This window comes from Salegentibacter profundi (genome assembly GCF_054121475.1).
Map to the genome: position 1 here is coordinate 255,721 of NZ_JBSYGG010000004.1, position 12,508 is coordinate 268,228.

At 41.9% G+C, this 12,508-nt stretch carries 13 protein-coding genes and 4 tRNA genes; 3 read left to right on the forward strand and 14 right to left on the reverse strand.

All coding sequences use genetic code 11. The features are described 5' to 3' along the window. Position 1: 1 nt before the first annotated feature. The 11 genes from ACW6NC_RS07910 to ACW6NC_RS07960 form a co-directional block, all read right to left on the reverse strand. Positions 2-73, reverse strand: a tRNA-Thr gene (locus tag ACW6NC_RS07910). 135 nt (positions 74-208) lie between these two features. After that, a tRNA-Gly gene (locus ACW6NC_RS07915) sits at positions 209-281 on the reverse strand. A gap of 73 nt (positions 282-354) precedes the next feature. After that, positions 355-436: transfer RNA gene (locus tag ACW6NC_RS07920), tRNA-Tyr, on the reverse strand. 215 nt (positions 437-651) lie between these two features. Further along, positions 652-725 (reverse strand) — tRNA-Thr (locus ACW6NC_RS07925). 103 nt (positions 726-828) lie between these two features. Then, the gene (hpf, locus tag ACW6NC_RS07930) at positions 829-1,131 is read right to left on the reverse strand and encodes a ribosome hibernation-promoting factor, HPF/YfiA family (protein ID WP_457865019.1); all 303 of its coding nucleotides are present in this window, start codon (positions 1,129-1,131) and stop codon (positions 829-831) included. Positions 1,132-1,164: 33 nt separating this feature from the next. Next, positions 1,165-2,055, reverse strand: coding sequence for a tyrosine-type recombinase/integrase (locus tag ACW6NC_RS07935; protein ID WP_457865021.1), 891 nt, complete (start codon positions 2,053-2,055; stop codon positions 1,165-1,167). A gap of 157 nt (positions 2,056-2,212) precedes the next feature. Next, entirely contained in the window at positions 2,213-2,407 is a 195-nt protein-coding gene (rpsU, locus tag ACW6NC_RS07940; protein ID WP_081211342.1) for a 30S ribosomal protein S21, read from the reverse strand. 97 nt (positions 2,408-2,504) lie between these two features. Continuing rightward, entirely contained in the window at positions 2,505-3,674 is a 1,170-nt protein-coding gene (locus tag ACW6NC_RS07945; protein ID WP_457865023.1) for an acyl-CoA dehydrogenase family protein, read from the reverse strand. Between the two features lie 481 nt (positions 3,675-4,155). Beyond that, a complete protein-coding gene (locus ACW6NC_RS07950) occupies positions 4,156-6,234 on the reverse strand; it encodes an amino acid carrier protein (RefSeq protein WP_457865025.1) in 2,079 nt (692 codons plus the stop codon). Positions 6,235-6,367: 133 nt separating this feature from the next. Continuing rightward, positions 6,368-6,598, reverse strand: a complete 231-nt coding sequence (locus tag ACW6NC_RS07955; RefSeq protein ID WP_457865026.1) for a PspC domain-containing protein — start codon at positions 6,596-6,598, stop codon at positions 6,368-6,370. 173 nt (positions 6,599-6,771) lie between these two features. Continuing rightward, positions 6,772-7,479 (reverse strand): SGNH/GDSL hydrolase family protein, encoded by a 708-nt coding sequence (locus ACW6NC_RS07960; RefSeq protein ID WP_457865027.1) that lies wholly within the window; start codon positions 7,477-7,479, stop codon positions 6,772-6,774. Between the two features lie 57 nt (positions 7,480-7,536). Here ACW6NC_RS07960 and ACW6NC_RS07965 point away from each other — a divergent pair, with 57 nt between their 5' ends. Continuing rightward, on the forward strand, positions 7,537-8,103 hold the full coding sequence (locus ACW6NC_RS07965; RefSeq protein ID WP_457865028.1) for a hypothetical protein: 567 nt from the start codon (positions 7,537-7,539) through the stop codon (positions 8,101-8,103). A 142-nt stretch (positions 8,104-8,245) separates the two neighbouring features. Here ACW6NC_RS07965 and ACW6NC_RS07970 read toward each other — a convergent pair whose 3' ends face one another. Then, a complete protein-coding gene (locus ACW6NC_RS07970; protein WP_457865029.1) occupies positions 8,246-9,226 on the reverse strand; it encodes a PLP-dependent cysteine synthase family protein in 981 nt (326 codons plus the stop codon). 54 nt (positions 9,227-9,280) lie between these two features. After that, on the reverse strand, positions 9,281-10,513 hold the full coding sequence (locus tag ACW6NC_RS07975) for an ABC transporter permease (RefSeq protein ID WP_457865030.1): 1,233 nt from the start codon (positions 10,511-10,513) through the stop codon (positions 9,281-9,283). A gap of 9 nt (positions 10,514-10,522) precedes the next feature. Here ACW6NC_RS07975 and ACW6NC_RS07980 point away from each other — a divergent pair, with 9 nt between their 5' ends. Continuing rightward, positions 10,523-11,752, forward strand: a complete 1,230-nt coding sequence (locus ACW6NC_RS07980) for an exo-beta-N-acetylmuramidase NamZ family protein (RefSeq protein WP_457865032.1) — start codon at positions 10,523-10,525, stop codon at positions 11,750-11,752. Positions 11,753-11,810: 58 nt separating this feature from the next. Then, positions 11,811-12,014 (forward strand): PLD nuclease N-terminal domain-containing protein, encoded by a 204-nt coding sequence (locus ACW6NC_RS07985; RefSeq protein WP_457865235.1) that lies wholly within the window; start codon positions 11,811-11,813, stop codon positions 12,012-12,014. On the opposite strand, the gene ACW6NC_RS07990 is transcribed toward ACW6NC_RS07985, so the two are convergent. Beyond that, positions 12,011-12,505 (reverse strand): YkgJ family cysteine cluster protein, encoded by a 495-nt coding sequence (locus ACW6NC_RS07990; protein ID WP_457865034.1) that lies wholly within the window; start codon positions 12,503-12,505, stop codon positions 12,011-12,013. The genes ACW6NC_RS07985 and ACW6NC_RS07990 overlap by 4 nt on opposite strands. Between the last annotated feature and the right edge of the window lie 3 nt (positions 12,506-12,508).

Here is a 12,508-nt window from a genome sequence, read left to right on the forward strand (position 1 = left end):
GAGCCAACGACGAGATTTGAACTCGTGACCTCTTCCTTACCAAGGAAACGCTCTACCCCTGAGCTACGTCGGCTGTTAAGGAAGCATCACCCCCTATTTTTCAGGAAAACAAAAAATACCATAAGCCAGTTTAGGCTTACGGATTAAAGAATCGTTCACTCCTACAGACTCAGATGCCAATTATTGACTATCTGCGTCATAAAAACAGAGCGGGAGACCGGGTTCGAACCGGCGACATTCAGCTTGGAAGGCTGACGCTCTACCAACTGAGCTACTCCCGCAAATTATTTAAAATTCAATTTTCCATCTTTAAGACTTATCCTAAACGCAGAACCTGGAATCTTAAATTTAAAGTGGGGAGAGCAGGATTCGAACCTGCGAAGTTAAAAACAGCAGATTTACAGTCTGCCCTCGTTGGCCGCTTGAGTATCTCCCCAAAACAAAATTTCCACTATTTCATAGAACCATAACCACTATGGGTTAAGCTTTATGATGTCTTTTAAACGGCTGCAAATTAAATGAATTTTACAGCAGCATCCAAAGCATTTTTTCAAAAATTTTAAGAACAAATTTTAGCCGCCTCAACTCCAGAATTTTAAATCCTGATTTTTTTTATTCAGAACGGTTTTTTTTGCTTTTCAAAATTTCAAGAGCCGATGGAGGGACTCGAACCCACGACCTGCTGATTACAAATCAGCTGCTCTAGCCAGCTGAGCTACATCGGCCTCTAAGCCTACTTTTTCACACAAAAAAGTCCGCTATTTCTAACGGACTGCAAATGTAAATAAATTATTCCTTTCACAAAACAAATCTGTGAAAAAAAATCATCTAAACGTGAGCATTCATTTTTTCCTTGCGTTTTATTAATTGGCGCTGTAAGGATCCAACACATTCATCTACACATTCTTCAAATTTTTTACAGGTCTTTTTTACCATGAGCTCCCCTCCGGGAATGCTCAATAAAATTTCTGTAGTCTTATTAGTCTTATCACTGGAATTTTCCGTTTTTAGAAATACATCCGCATAAATTATCTTATCAAAAAAGTTGTCGAGTTTATCTAATTTCCTTTGAATAAAATCAATGAGTTTCTGGTCAGCATTGAAATTTACAGACTGCACGTTTACTTTCATCTTGTTGAAGAATTTAATTAAACAATAATTGAGTTAGTCTTTCTTGTTCCGGGGGTGCGCCATTTTGTGTACCTTATTTAATTCGGCAATGCTATTATGAGTATATACCTGAGTCGAAGCAAGGCTAGAATGCCCTAGCAACTCTTTTACAGCATTGAGGTTGGCTCCCTGGTTCAATAAATGTGTCGCAAAGCTATGCCTTAAAATATGTGGACTGGTTTTTAGCTTCCCGGATACCTTACTAAAGTAATTATTAATAATCCTATAAACAAAACTTTCAGATAATTTAACGCCGGTTTCAGAGACAAAAAACGGGGTGTCACCCCGACCTACTTCCAGGGCTTTTTTAGCGTCACGGTAGGTTTTAACCGATTCACACACCGATTCCAGCAAAGGAATATACCGCTGCTTGTTTCGCTTGCCCAGAACCTTGAGTACCTGGTTTCCTTCATCAAGGTCCCTATCCATTATATTGATAAGTTCAATTCGCCTAAGCCCGGTGGTATAAAACAGCTCCACTATAAGTTTATCCCTGATCCCCTGGAAGGTATCGGTTTCAAAAGACTCAAGAACCTGCATTACCTCTTTTTGAGAAAAGGGCACCTGTACTTTTACAGGAGTTTTTAAGGCTCTATGTTTTGCCAGGGGAGAAATTTCAAGTTGCTTGGTTTTCTGAAGAAAACGATAGTAAGCCTTTAAAGAGGATACTTTCCGGTTAACACTGCGGTTGGAAATTCCACTTTCAACCAGGCTTACGATCCAGGTTCTTATTTGGGGGTAATTAACCAGGATCAGATCCTCGGTATCGAATTCTTCCTTTAGGAATTCCCGGAAGGCCGTAAGATCAGCCTTATAGGCAGTAAGGGTATGCACAGAGTAATTTTTCTCTAATTGCAGGTAATCCAAAAACTGGGAGAAGGGCATAAAAAAAACTGTTGGAAAACAAAGTTATAAAACTTTAGTTTACCAACAGTTATATTGTAATACCAAGAAGCAAGGCTTACCTGGATTTAATTTTAAATCTCTCTAAGAGAATTATCAGCCTGGAAGATTCCCTTTTAAGGAAATGATCAAAGAAGTTCTAAATGTCTTCCTGATCTCTTAGATGCTGAATGTATTCTGCTTTCTGGATTTGAGCCCTACGTTCTACTGACGGCTTTGTGAAATGTTGACGACTTCTCAATTGACGCATCGTTCCCGTTTTATCGAACTTTCTCTTAAAACGCTTCAGCGCTCTATCAATATTTTCTCCGTCTTTTACTGGTATTATTAACATAGTGTCACCTCCTTTCTTTAAAAATTAGGCTGCAAATATAACTCAATTATACAAACCCACAATTAATATTTAAATTATTTCCTACCGTAGAATAAATTTATTTTGCCGCGGGTTTATACTCTTTCTTATCTATGATCATCTTAGCGATAATCTCCCTAAGGATCTCAGAGGTTCCTCCGCCGATAGGGCCTAAACGACTATCACGTAACATTCTTGCAAGCGGGTAATCCTCCATATAGCCATAACCGCCTAACATCTGCAAACAATCATAGATCACCTGGTCGGCCATTTTAGTAGATAGCAGTTTAGACATACTGGCTTCTTTCACCACGTATTCTCCGGCCTGCATTCTTTTAGTGACAGAGTAGTTAAATTCCCGACACATCTCTACTTCACTGGCCATATCAGCCACTTTATGTCTTAAGGCCTGGAATTTATTAATGGTCTTTCCAAAGGCTTCTCTTTCGGCCATATATTCCAGGGTGTAATCCAGGGCATATTCAGCACGCGCATGTGCGTTTATTCCCATTATTAAACGCTCCATAGCGAAATGCTGCATGATGTAGGAAAAACCTTTGTTCTCCTCACCCATTAAATGATCGGCAGGAATCTCTACGTTATCAAAAGCTATTTCTGCAGTATCTGAAGCACGCCATCCGAGTTTATCCAGTTTGGAACTGGATATCCCGGGGGTCTCCCGATCTACTATAAAAATGCTCATTCCTTTACTTCCCTTCCCGGGCTGGGTTTTAGCAGCCACCACGAGGTAATCAGCATATACCCCATTGGTGATAAAGGTCTTTGATCCATTGAGGATATATTTATCTCCTTTCTTTTCCGCTGTACTTCGCATCCCTGCCACATCAGAGCCGCCAAATGGCTCAGTGATACACAAGCACCCAATCTTCTCACCATCAATACTGGAGGTCAGGTATTTTTTCTTAATCTCTTCGCTGCCTTCTGTCTTTACGTGGGTCATAGCCAAATAAGCATGAGCCCACATGGCAGCAGCGAATCCTCCGGAGTTAATTTTTTGCAATTCCTCAAGAAAGATTACGGTGTAAAAAAGATCAAGCCCCATTCCGCCATATTCTTCCGGTTGATTAAGGCCAAAATACCCCATCTCCCCAAATTTCTTCCAGATGAAACGCTCAATCTCCCCTGTTTTCTCCCATTTATCTATATGAGGCACCACCTCTTTCTGAAGAAAATCCTTAAAACTCTTTCTAAATAGTTCGTGTTCTTCTGTAAAATACATACTGTTCATGCGCAAATAATAGGTTTAGAGGTAGCTGGTTTACCCTTTAGATTTTAAATTGTTAAAAATAAATTGATTTTTCAAGATTCCGAAATAAAAATGTCAGGTAAATCCTGACAAGAACGAAAATCCATAATCTTAATCAATGCTCAAATATAATTGAATCTTATCGATCTTATCCCCCTAAAATCACGATAATTTTATCAATTCCGCAAAATAATGGATTCAATCTTTAGGTCCTCGATACCCTGTAACAAGCGCAAACGGGCTGGGATTATGAAACTGGGAAATTCCATACGCGTCTTGGGGCTTTATTAGACTGGGGCTGCAATGTTTTTAAACCTTTTAAAGACTTTTTTTCTCAGTTGTTCCACTGTAAACCTACAGGGTAAACTTTTTATCAGATTAATATAAAAAGAAAGATCCCATTTTGCTTTTTCTAATAAAACAAAATGGGATCTCAATGTTGTCCTTTGGCAACAAGCTTAGCCTAGCTTGCTTTGGCTTCTCGCTGTTTTTTAAACAACTCTCCGGCCTTTAATTTTCGGAAATATTCTTTTAGATCATCCCGTACCTCACCAGACATGATATAGAGTCCGATTATATTCGGGAAAGACATGGCCAGGATCATCATATCGGAGAAGTCAAGTACCGCTCCTAAACTTATCGATGCTCCCACTACAACAAATACAAGGAAAAGCACTTTATAGACCAGTTCAGTCTTTTTACTTTTTCCAAAAAGATAGGTCCAGGAACGCATTCCATAGTAGGACCAGGAGATCATTGTTGAAAAAGCAAAAAGGAATACTGCCAGGGCCAGTACGTAAGGGAACCAGGAAATAACACTGGCAAAAGCATCTGAGGTTAACTGAACCCCGCCTACACCTTCAATTTCGTGCATCCCTGTGAAGATCAGCACCAAGGCAGTTAAGGTACACACAACCACAGTATCGATAAATGGCTCAAGTAAAGCCACAAAGCCTTCAGATGGTGGGTGGTTTGTTTTGGCCGCAGAGTGGGCAATCGCAGCGGACCCTACCCCGGCCTCATTAGAAAAGGCAGCTCTTTGGAATCCTACCACTAATACTCCGATTACACCTCCTTTTAAGGCTGTAGGATTAAAAGCCCCATTATAAATAGCTGCAAATGCTGGGCCTATATTTTCATAGTTTATAAAGATCACGGTAAGGGCTCCCAGGATATATACCGCTGCCATAAAAGGAACTACTTTCCCCGTTACTTTAGCAATACTCTGGATACCACCTATAATTACAATACCGACAAGCACGGCGATCACCAAACCAAACCAGAATCCATTTCCAACTAACATTGGGAACTGACCGGAAAGGATCTCGAAAGATTGATTGGCCTGGAACATGTTCCCTCCCCCAAAGGAGGCGCCAATACCAAGTACAGCGAAGAAAGCTGCCAGAAATTTCCCAAGCCCGCGCATGTTTCTTTTTTCAAGCCCATATCGCAGGTAATTCATCGGGCCTCCAAAAATTCGGCCTTCAGAGTTAATAAACCTGTATTTAACCCCAAGGGTACATTCTACGAATTTGGAAGACATCCCCAATAGACCGGCAACAATCATCCAGAAAGTTGCTCCTGCCCCGCCCAGTGAAACGGCTACGGCAACTCCAGCAATATTCCCTAAACCTACAGTAGCCGAAACTGCCGTGGTAAGAGCCTGGAAGTGGGTGATACTTCCCGGGGCATTGGGATCGTCGTATTTCCCTTTTGCCAGATCCAGAGAATGCCTGAATCCCCTGAAATTGATAAAGCCCATTCTTACGGTGAAGAAAGCTGCACCAAAAATAAGCCAGATTACAATAAAAGGTATATTATGGGTTTGAGGATCACCATTGGGATGGGTCAACATCACTGGTTCGTCATATTCGATGCTGGCTAGAAAATGAGCCCCCGCCTCGATAACATCCTCGGTATTTTCAAAGTCATAAATAACATTCCCTTCCTGCACTTTATGCTCAAGGGTCCCTGTTGCATTAGCATAGGCATTGACATCACCTCCTTTATCGGAGCCCACAACAGCAATGAGGTCTCCTTCCTCCACATGGGCTCCCTCGGCCACTCTCCATTCTTTAAGCACAAATCGGTCTTCAATTCCTGCTTCCCAGCCTGGGGTAGCTACATTTTTTATATCGGCATAGGCAATTGGATCATAAATCCCTATTGCAGAGAAGGGATCCCAAAACAGGATTGCCGTCATGTTTTCAACTATTGGAACAAAAGTACCATTAAAATGTTCGGTGATGGCTTCAGCCTTAACCTCATAAGAGCGGGTGGTAGAAGTTCCTTCACTATCGGTAATTACTACGGAATAAGGAATTCCTTCAGTCAGGTTCTCAGCTCTTTCAGAGTCTAAAGAGGTTCCCTGGTTAGACCATTTATAGGTATAAGGAGGTGCGCCCCCACTTACCTCAAGATCTATAAAACCATTATTAATTACATTTGAAGGATTCCCTAATTTGGCCTCGACTTCAAGTTCCTGAGCGTTTATTGCTACAAATGAAAATAAAAAGAACAATGAAAGTATATACTTTCCCATATAGTTTACTAGTTAATTAAGCATTTTATTTTTCAGCGAAGCAAGATGCTAAAAAAATAGCCTTTTTCAAATTTTTAGGAGTTAAATTGTAAAGGAATTGTTAAATCGAAGGTCTTTTTTAGCAGCATTTATACTAAAGATCAAAAACGGAAGAGCGTTTGGTATACACCAGGTCCTTGAGTTTTAACCAAAATGCCAAGGTCAGGTACACCACAAAACCCATTCCCAGGGTAAAGAAAGATGCATAGATAAAAAACAGCCGAACACTTTTTGCCCGCATTCCCATTTTATCGGCCATCCGGGAAGAAACATAAAACCCATGCCGTTCAAAAAAATACCTTATGTTGTGGATGAGCCTACGCATAAGGCAAAGATAAACTTTCCCGTTTAATTGACATAGTCTAATTAAGCATCCTTAATATCTCATTTGTTTTAGCAATGGCCCACCAGAAAAAAGGACCATTCTGGCTTCCAGGCGAAGTCTAGGGTTCGCGGCTTTGACCTTTCCGAATGCTATCGTTTTATCCTGTTTGAATGTTACTGGCTGGGCAGCTTCTGAGTGATTTGGTCTACAATCTCCTCCACCCAGTACCGGTACATCGTAGCGCTGGGATGAAGTTCATCCTCTACAAGCAGGCTCGGATCACGAGCGGCTTCCCGGGAAATAGGAGTAATATTATAAAAATCCACACCATATTCCTGGGCCACTCTTCTGAAAATTTCATTGAATTCCGCAATTTCAGCCGAGATGGCTTCAGCATCTTCCCCGGCAAACGGCGTCACCCCGTAGTCCGGGATACTCAAAGCGAAGACTCCCTGCTCACGGGTTTTTGAATAATTAAGGGCCATGCGAAAGACTTCCCGCAGATCTTCCTCATATTCCCTTTTGGTCTTTCCCTGATATTGGTCGTTCACCCCTATGAGAATGGAAACAAGGTCAAACTTGCGGGTATAATTAAGTTCCCTTTCCATGGCCTTAAAAAGGTTCCTGCTGGTCCACCCGGTCCGGGCAATAATTTTTGGAGGTGCAACACCGTAGCCTCTATCCCGTAAATGACTTACCAGTTGCACTGGCCAACGATCTTGTGGAGCGACACCTTCTCCTATGGTATAGGAATCTCCCAGGGCTAAATAACTGTACTCCATCTCATACTCGCGATCAACATCCTCCTGCACGGTTTGAACCAGGCTTCCACAGCCTGAGAGGCCGGTGACCATGATAAAAATTAGTAGTATATTTTTCATCTAAAACTATTTTAAACCTGAAAATACGCTAATTTGTAATAATCCAAAACTTTAGATATGCAAAAGAACTACATTTTCCTATTTTTATATCTGTACGCTTCATTCAGTTATAGTCAGCAAAGTCCAGCAGAAAAATTCTGGACAAAATTGCAGGGACACTGCGGAGAAGCCTACCAGGGGAAAATAAGCAGCGAAAATCCCGGGGAGACTTTCGCCGGAAAAAACCTTATAATGCACGTAAGGGCCTGCGATGAAAATAGTATTAAGATACCTTTTTTTGTCGGAGACAATAAGTCCCGCATCTGGGTGCTAAGGTTTAAGGATGATAAAATCACGCTAAAGCATGAGCATCGACACAGAGATGGCTCAGAAGACAAAATCACAGAGTATGGGGGATCAGCTTCCAACTCGGGAATGGATAGCCTCCAGGTCTTTCCTGCAGACCCACAAACTGCAGCATTACTCCCAGCGGCTGCTAGCAATGTCTGGTTTATCACTATCGATGAAAAGCATTTTACCTATAACCTCAAACGAATTGGCACCAAGACCAATTTCTCTGTGGTATTTGATTTAAGTCAACCGGTAGAAAACCCAGGGGTACCCTGGGGATGGGAAACAGATTAAAGCTTCAAAACAGCCTATGGGAATTCAGCCCTGAAGCCTATCCTATCCTTGATATAGCTTTCATGCTTTCTTTACTACTGTAAATTCCATTTAAATTTACCCTGTTTACACGGGACCAAAAGGGTTGGAATTACCCAGCAACTCATTCCAGGTAGCCCATTTTTTCCATCCACTCATCATTATACATTTTACCTACGTATCTACTGCCGTGATCATGGAACAGTACCACTACCACATCATCTTTGGTAAAATGCTCTTTTAGCTGCAAGAGTCCTTTTGCCGCTGCTCCTGCCGAATTTCCAAGGAAAAATCCTTCTTCCTTGGCCAGCTTTCTGGTATAAATGGCCGCATCCTTATCGGTTACCTTGGTAAACCCATCTATTACACTGAAATCCACATTCTTGGGCAGGATGTCCTCCCCAATTCCTTCGGTAACATAGGGATAGATCTCATTTTCATCAAAGATCCCTGTCTCGTGATATTTCTTAAATACAGAACCGTAGGTATCGATACCCCAAACTTTGATATTGGGGTTCTGTTCCTTTAAATACCTTCCTACCCCGGAAATGGTTCCCCCGGTACCGACACCAACTACAAAATGGGTAACCTTCCCGTCGGTCTGTCTCCATATCTCAGGACCTGTGGTTTCGTAATGTGCCTGGGTATTGGCCAGATTATCATATTGATTCACATACCATGAATTCGGGGTTTCTTCGGCCATTCTTTTTGAAGTAGAATAATAAGACCTAGGGTCGTCCGGGGCCACATCGGTAGGACAAACGATTACCTCACTACCCACGGCTTTAAGGATATCGATCTTTTCCTTACTTTGTTTATCCGAAATCACACATACCATCTTGTAGCCTTTTACGATGGCTGCCAGGGCAAGGCCCATTCCGGTATTCCCCGAAGTACCTTCAATTATAGTACCGCCAGGTTTGAGTTTTCCCGATTTTTCCGCCTCCTCTATCATCTTTACCGCCATCCTGTCCTTCACCGAATTGCCCGGATTGAAAGTCTCGTATTTGGCCAGGACCAGGGCATCTATATCTTTTGTTATCTTATTCATCTTCACCAAAGGGGTATTCCCGATGGTTCCTAAAATATTTTCTACGTACTCCATATATAGTTTTACAAATTATAACTCGTCCTTATAGTCGGTTTTCCTCTATAGGCTTTACTCGAATTTTATACTCTTTGCCGGAGATATTTTTGAAATGATCACGGATGGAATTAGCAACATCAGCATACACAAGAGCAAGGTGCCGAGATTCACGGCCAAAATATAATCCCAGTTTAAATATACCGGAACTTCCGTGACATAATAGGTATCCGGGTTCAAAGGGAATAATTTAAAATATTTTTGAATCAGCAGCAAACCCAGTCCAATAAGATTTCCCCAAAATAAGCCCAGCAGGATTAAATAGCCGGCATTGTACAAAAATATCTTCCTTATACTCCAATCTCCACTTCCTAAAGCCTTGAGAATCCCTATCATCTGGGTTCGCTCCAGGATAAGCACCAGCAAAGCGGTGATCATATTTATTCCTGCAACAAGGATCATGATTCCGATGATCAGGGCAATGTTGAAATCAAAAAGTTCCAGCCATTCAAAAATGGAATAATATTTCTGATTAATGGTTTGCGCATCGAGGAACGAACTGGTATTCTCATAGACCTCCTGGCCTTTCTCGTCCAATTGACCAAAATCGCTTAAAAATACCTCGAAGCTTCCGACCTGGTCTTCTTCCCAGCGGTTAATACGTTGAATATGTCGAATATCAGCCAGCATATACAGCTCATCGAACTCCTGGAAACCAGAATTGTAAATTCCTGTAACGACAAAGGCCCGAAGCAGGGGGCGATCGCTTTCTTCCCTCAAAAAATAGGTCGGCACTTTATCTCCTACTTCCAGTCCCAACCTATTGGAAAGGTATTGGGAGATCATTACCTCATCGTTAAGGCTTTCGGTGAATTGGGGAATCTCACCCGCGGTGATGAAATCCTCAAAATATTCCCATTTATAGTCTTTCCCCAGGCCTTTGACCAAAACCCCTTCGAAATCAGTCTCCGTTCTAATGATTCCCGCCTTAGTGGCTACAGCCTGCACATGCTCAATGCCTTCCACAGTGTTGAACTCAGGATAAAAATCCTGCTCTTTGGAGATAGGAGCCAAAGAAACCTGTGAACTGTTATTATCGTAACTAGAGATACTGATATGGCCATTAAATGCCGCGATTTTATCCCTTATTTTTTCCTGCAGTCCCAATCCCGTAGCGAAGGAAACCAACATCATTACAACCCCAATAGCAATGGCAGCTATCGCAATTTTTATTATTGGGGCAGAAATACTACTTTTATGGCCTTTGGCGTGAATAAGGCGCTTTACTACGAAAAATTCGAAATTCAAATTATCACGATGATTAAAAGGTTATTCAAAAGTACATTTTTATTCGCTTTTATTGGACTTGTTTCCTGTGGAAACACAAATTCCCAAAAAGACGGTCTCAAGGATTCCAAGGAAGAGACCCCGGTTGAATTAACCGCTGAAAACATAATTGTTGGCGCCAACCGCACCCAGACTTACCTTCCCCTGTTAGAAGGGAAAAATGTGGGTCTGGTGGGAAATCAGAGTTCCCGTATCGAAAAGGAAACAGGGTATATCCACCTTGTAGATTCCCTGCTTTCAAAGGGTGTGAAGCTAAAGAAAGTTTTCGCGCCCGAACATGGGTTCCGCGGCACGGCTGATGCCGGGGAAGCTATTGAAGACGGAAAAGATGCTGAAACAGGCCTGCCGGTCATCTCCCTTTACGGAGACAATAAAAAGCCCAAACCCGAACAACTGGAAGGTCTCGATATCCTTATCTTTGACCTACAGGACGTGGGAGCCCGGTTCTATACTTATATTTCATCCCTGCATTATGTAATGGAAGCCTGCGCCGAGAATGATATTCAACTTATTGTTTTTGACCGTCCAAATCCCAATGGACATTATATAGACGGCCCTATTCTGGAAAAGGAATTTAAAAGTTTTGTGGGCATGCATCCCATCCCTACAGTACACGGGTTGACCATGGGGGAATATGCAAAAATGATCAATGGGGAAAAATGGTTGAAAGACGGCATCCAGTGCAGTCTCGAAGTAGTGGAAATGGAAAATTACGATCATTCCCTGGCCTATGAACTTCCGGTTAAGCCATCACCGAACCTTCCAAACACCCAGGCTATCAATCTTTATCCCAGCCTTTGCTTTTTCGAAGGCACCAACGTCAATGCAGGCCGTGGTACCGATAAGCAATTCCAGGTATTTGGCTCCCCTTATTTGGACCAAAGCTATTTCGATTATAGCTATACCCCCCAGAGCAAAGATGGCGCGAAAAACCCAAAACACCTTGGAGAGCAATGCTATGGCCGTGACTTAAGCACACACCAGGCTCTGGACAAAATTAACCTGGAATGGCTTATAGAAGCTTACCAGCACACCGAAGATAAGAACGAGTTTTTTAATGGCTTCTTTACCAAACTTGCAGGAACCAAAAAACTTCAACAACAAATTGAAGAAGGACTTAGCGCCAAAGAGATTCGCCAGTCCTGGGAACCGGGATTAGCAGAATTTTCTAAAAAACGAGAAAAATATTTATTATATTAAGGGAAATAATTTCCCTATGATCGAATTAGATACTTCAGGCTTTTGGCTTTCCGCTTTAATGGTGGCACTGCTGGTGTTGCCTGTCCTGGCTTTTGCTCATTTGCTAAAGCAAAATTTTAAAGGAAGGCATCGATTAATCTGGGTCCTTATTATTATCTTTTTACCCCTGTTTGGGCCGATATTGTATTTCATTATCATAAAAAAATACAAGAAAGTAAACCTTCTTAGAAGAAAGGTCAGACAATACAGGCAGCGATCCTAAACTTTTATCCTGCGCTTCATCTCTTCCACAATATTATATGCCGCAGGACAAATGGCGGTATTTTTCATGGTGAGATTGCTGATTTTATGGAAATCCTTCCTATCGGTATGCGGGAATTCCCTGCAGGCTTTCGGTCGGACCTGGTAAATAAGACAATAGTTGTCGGAGTCCAAAAAGGCACAGGGCACCTGCTGTAATACATAATCATTATCCTCATCAATTCGAAGGTATCGCTCGATGAAATCCTTTGGTTTGAGTTTAAGGTGTTTACTTATTCTCTCGATATCCTTATTGGTAAAAAGAGGGCCAGTGGTTTTACAGCAATTCGCACAATCCAGGCAACTGGTGCGAGAAAATTCTTCCTGGTGAAGCTCCTGCATTTGCCTGTCCAGGTCCTTGGGTGGTTTTTTCCGAAGCCTGGAAAAGAACTTTTTATTTTCCTTATGCTTATCTTTGGCCCGCTCCGGGAGACTTTTTAATTCTTCCTCCATTTT

Excerpts from the sequence above, each read along its gene's own strand:
- rpsU (WP_081211342.1), bottom strand. The coding sequence starts at position 2,407 with ATGTTAATAATACCAGTAAAAGACGGAGAAAATATTGATAGAGCGCTG.
- ACW6NC_RS07945 (WP_457865023.1), bottom strand. The coding sequence starts at position 3,674 with ATGAACAGTATGTATTTTACAGAAGAACACGAACTATTTAGAAAGAGT.
- ACW6NC_RS07965 (WP_457865028.1), top strand. The coding sequence starts at position 7,537 with ATGCAAAAGAACTACATTTTCCTATTTTTATATCTGTACGCTTCATTC.
- ACW6NC_RS07970 (WP_457865029.1), bottom strand. The coding sequence starts at position 9,226 with ATGGAGTACGTAGAAAATATTTTAGGAACCATCGGGAATACCCCTTTG.
- hpf (WP_457865019.1), bottom strand. The coding sequence starts at position 1,131 with ATGAAAGTAAACGTGCAGTCTGTAAATTTCAATGCTGACCAGAAACTC.
- ACW6NC_RS07980 (WP_457865032.1), top strand. The coding sequence starts at position 10,523 with ATGATTAAAAGGTTATTCAAAAGTACATTTTTATTCGCTTTTATTGGA.
- ACW6NC_RS07935 (WP_457865021.1), bottom strand. The coding sequence starts at position 2,055 with ATGCCCTTCTCCCAGTTTTTGGATTACCTGCAATTAGAGAAAAATTAC.
- ACW6NC_RS07955 (WP_457865026.1), bottom strand. The coding sequence starts at position 6,598 with ATGCGTAGGCTCATCCACAACATAAGGTATTTTTTTGAACGGCATGGG.
- ACW6NC_RS07985 (WP_457865235.1), top strand. The coding sequence starts at position 11,811 with ATGGTGGCACTGCTGGTGTTGCCTGTCCTGGCTTTTGCTCATTTGCTA.
- ACW6NC_RS07960 (WP_457865027.1), bottom strand. The coding sequence starts at position 7,479 with ATGAAAAATATACTACTAATTTTTATCATGGTCACCGGCCTCTCAGGC.
- ACW6NC_RS07950 (WP_457865025.1), bottom strand. The coding sequence starts at position 6,234 with ATGGGAAAGTATATACTTTCATTGTTCTTTTTATTTTCATTTGTAGCA.
- ACW6NC_RS07990 (WP_457865034.1), bottom strand. The coding sequence starts at position 12,505 with ATGGAGGAAGAATTAAAAAGTCTCCCGGAGCGGGCCAAAGATAAGCAT.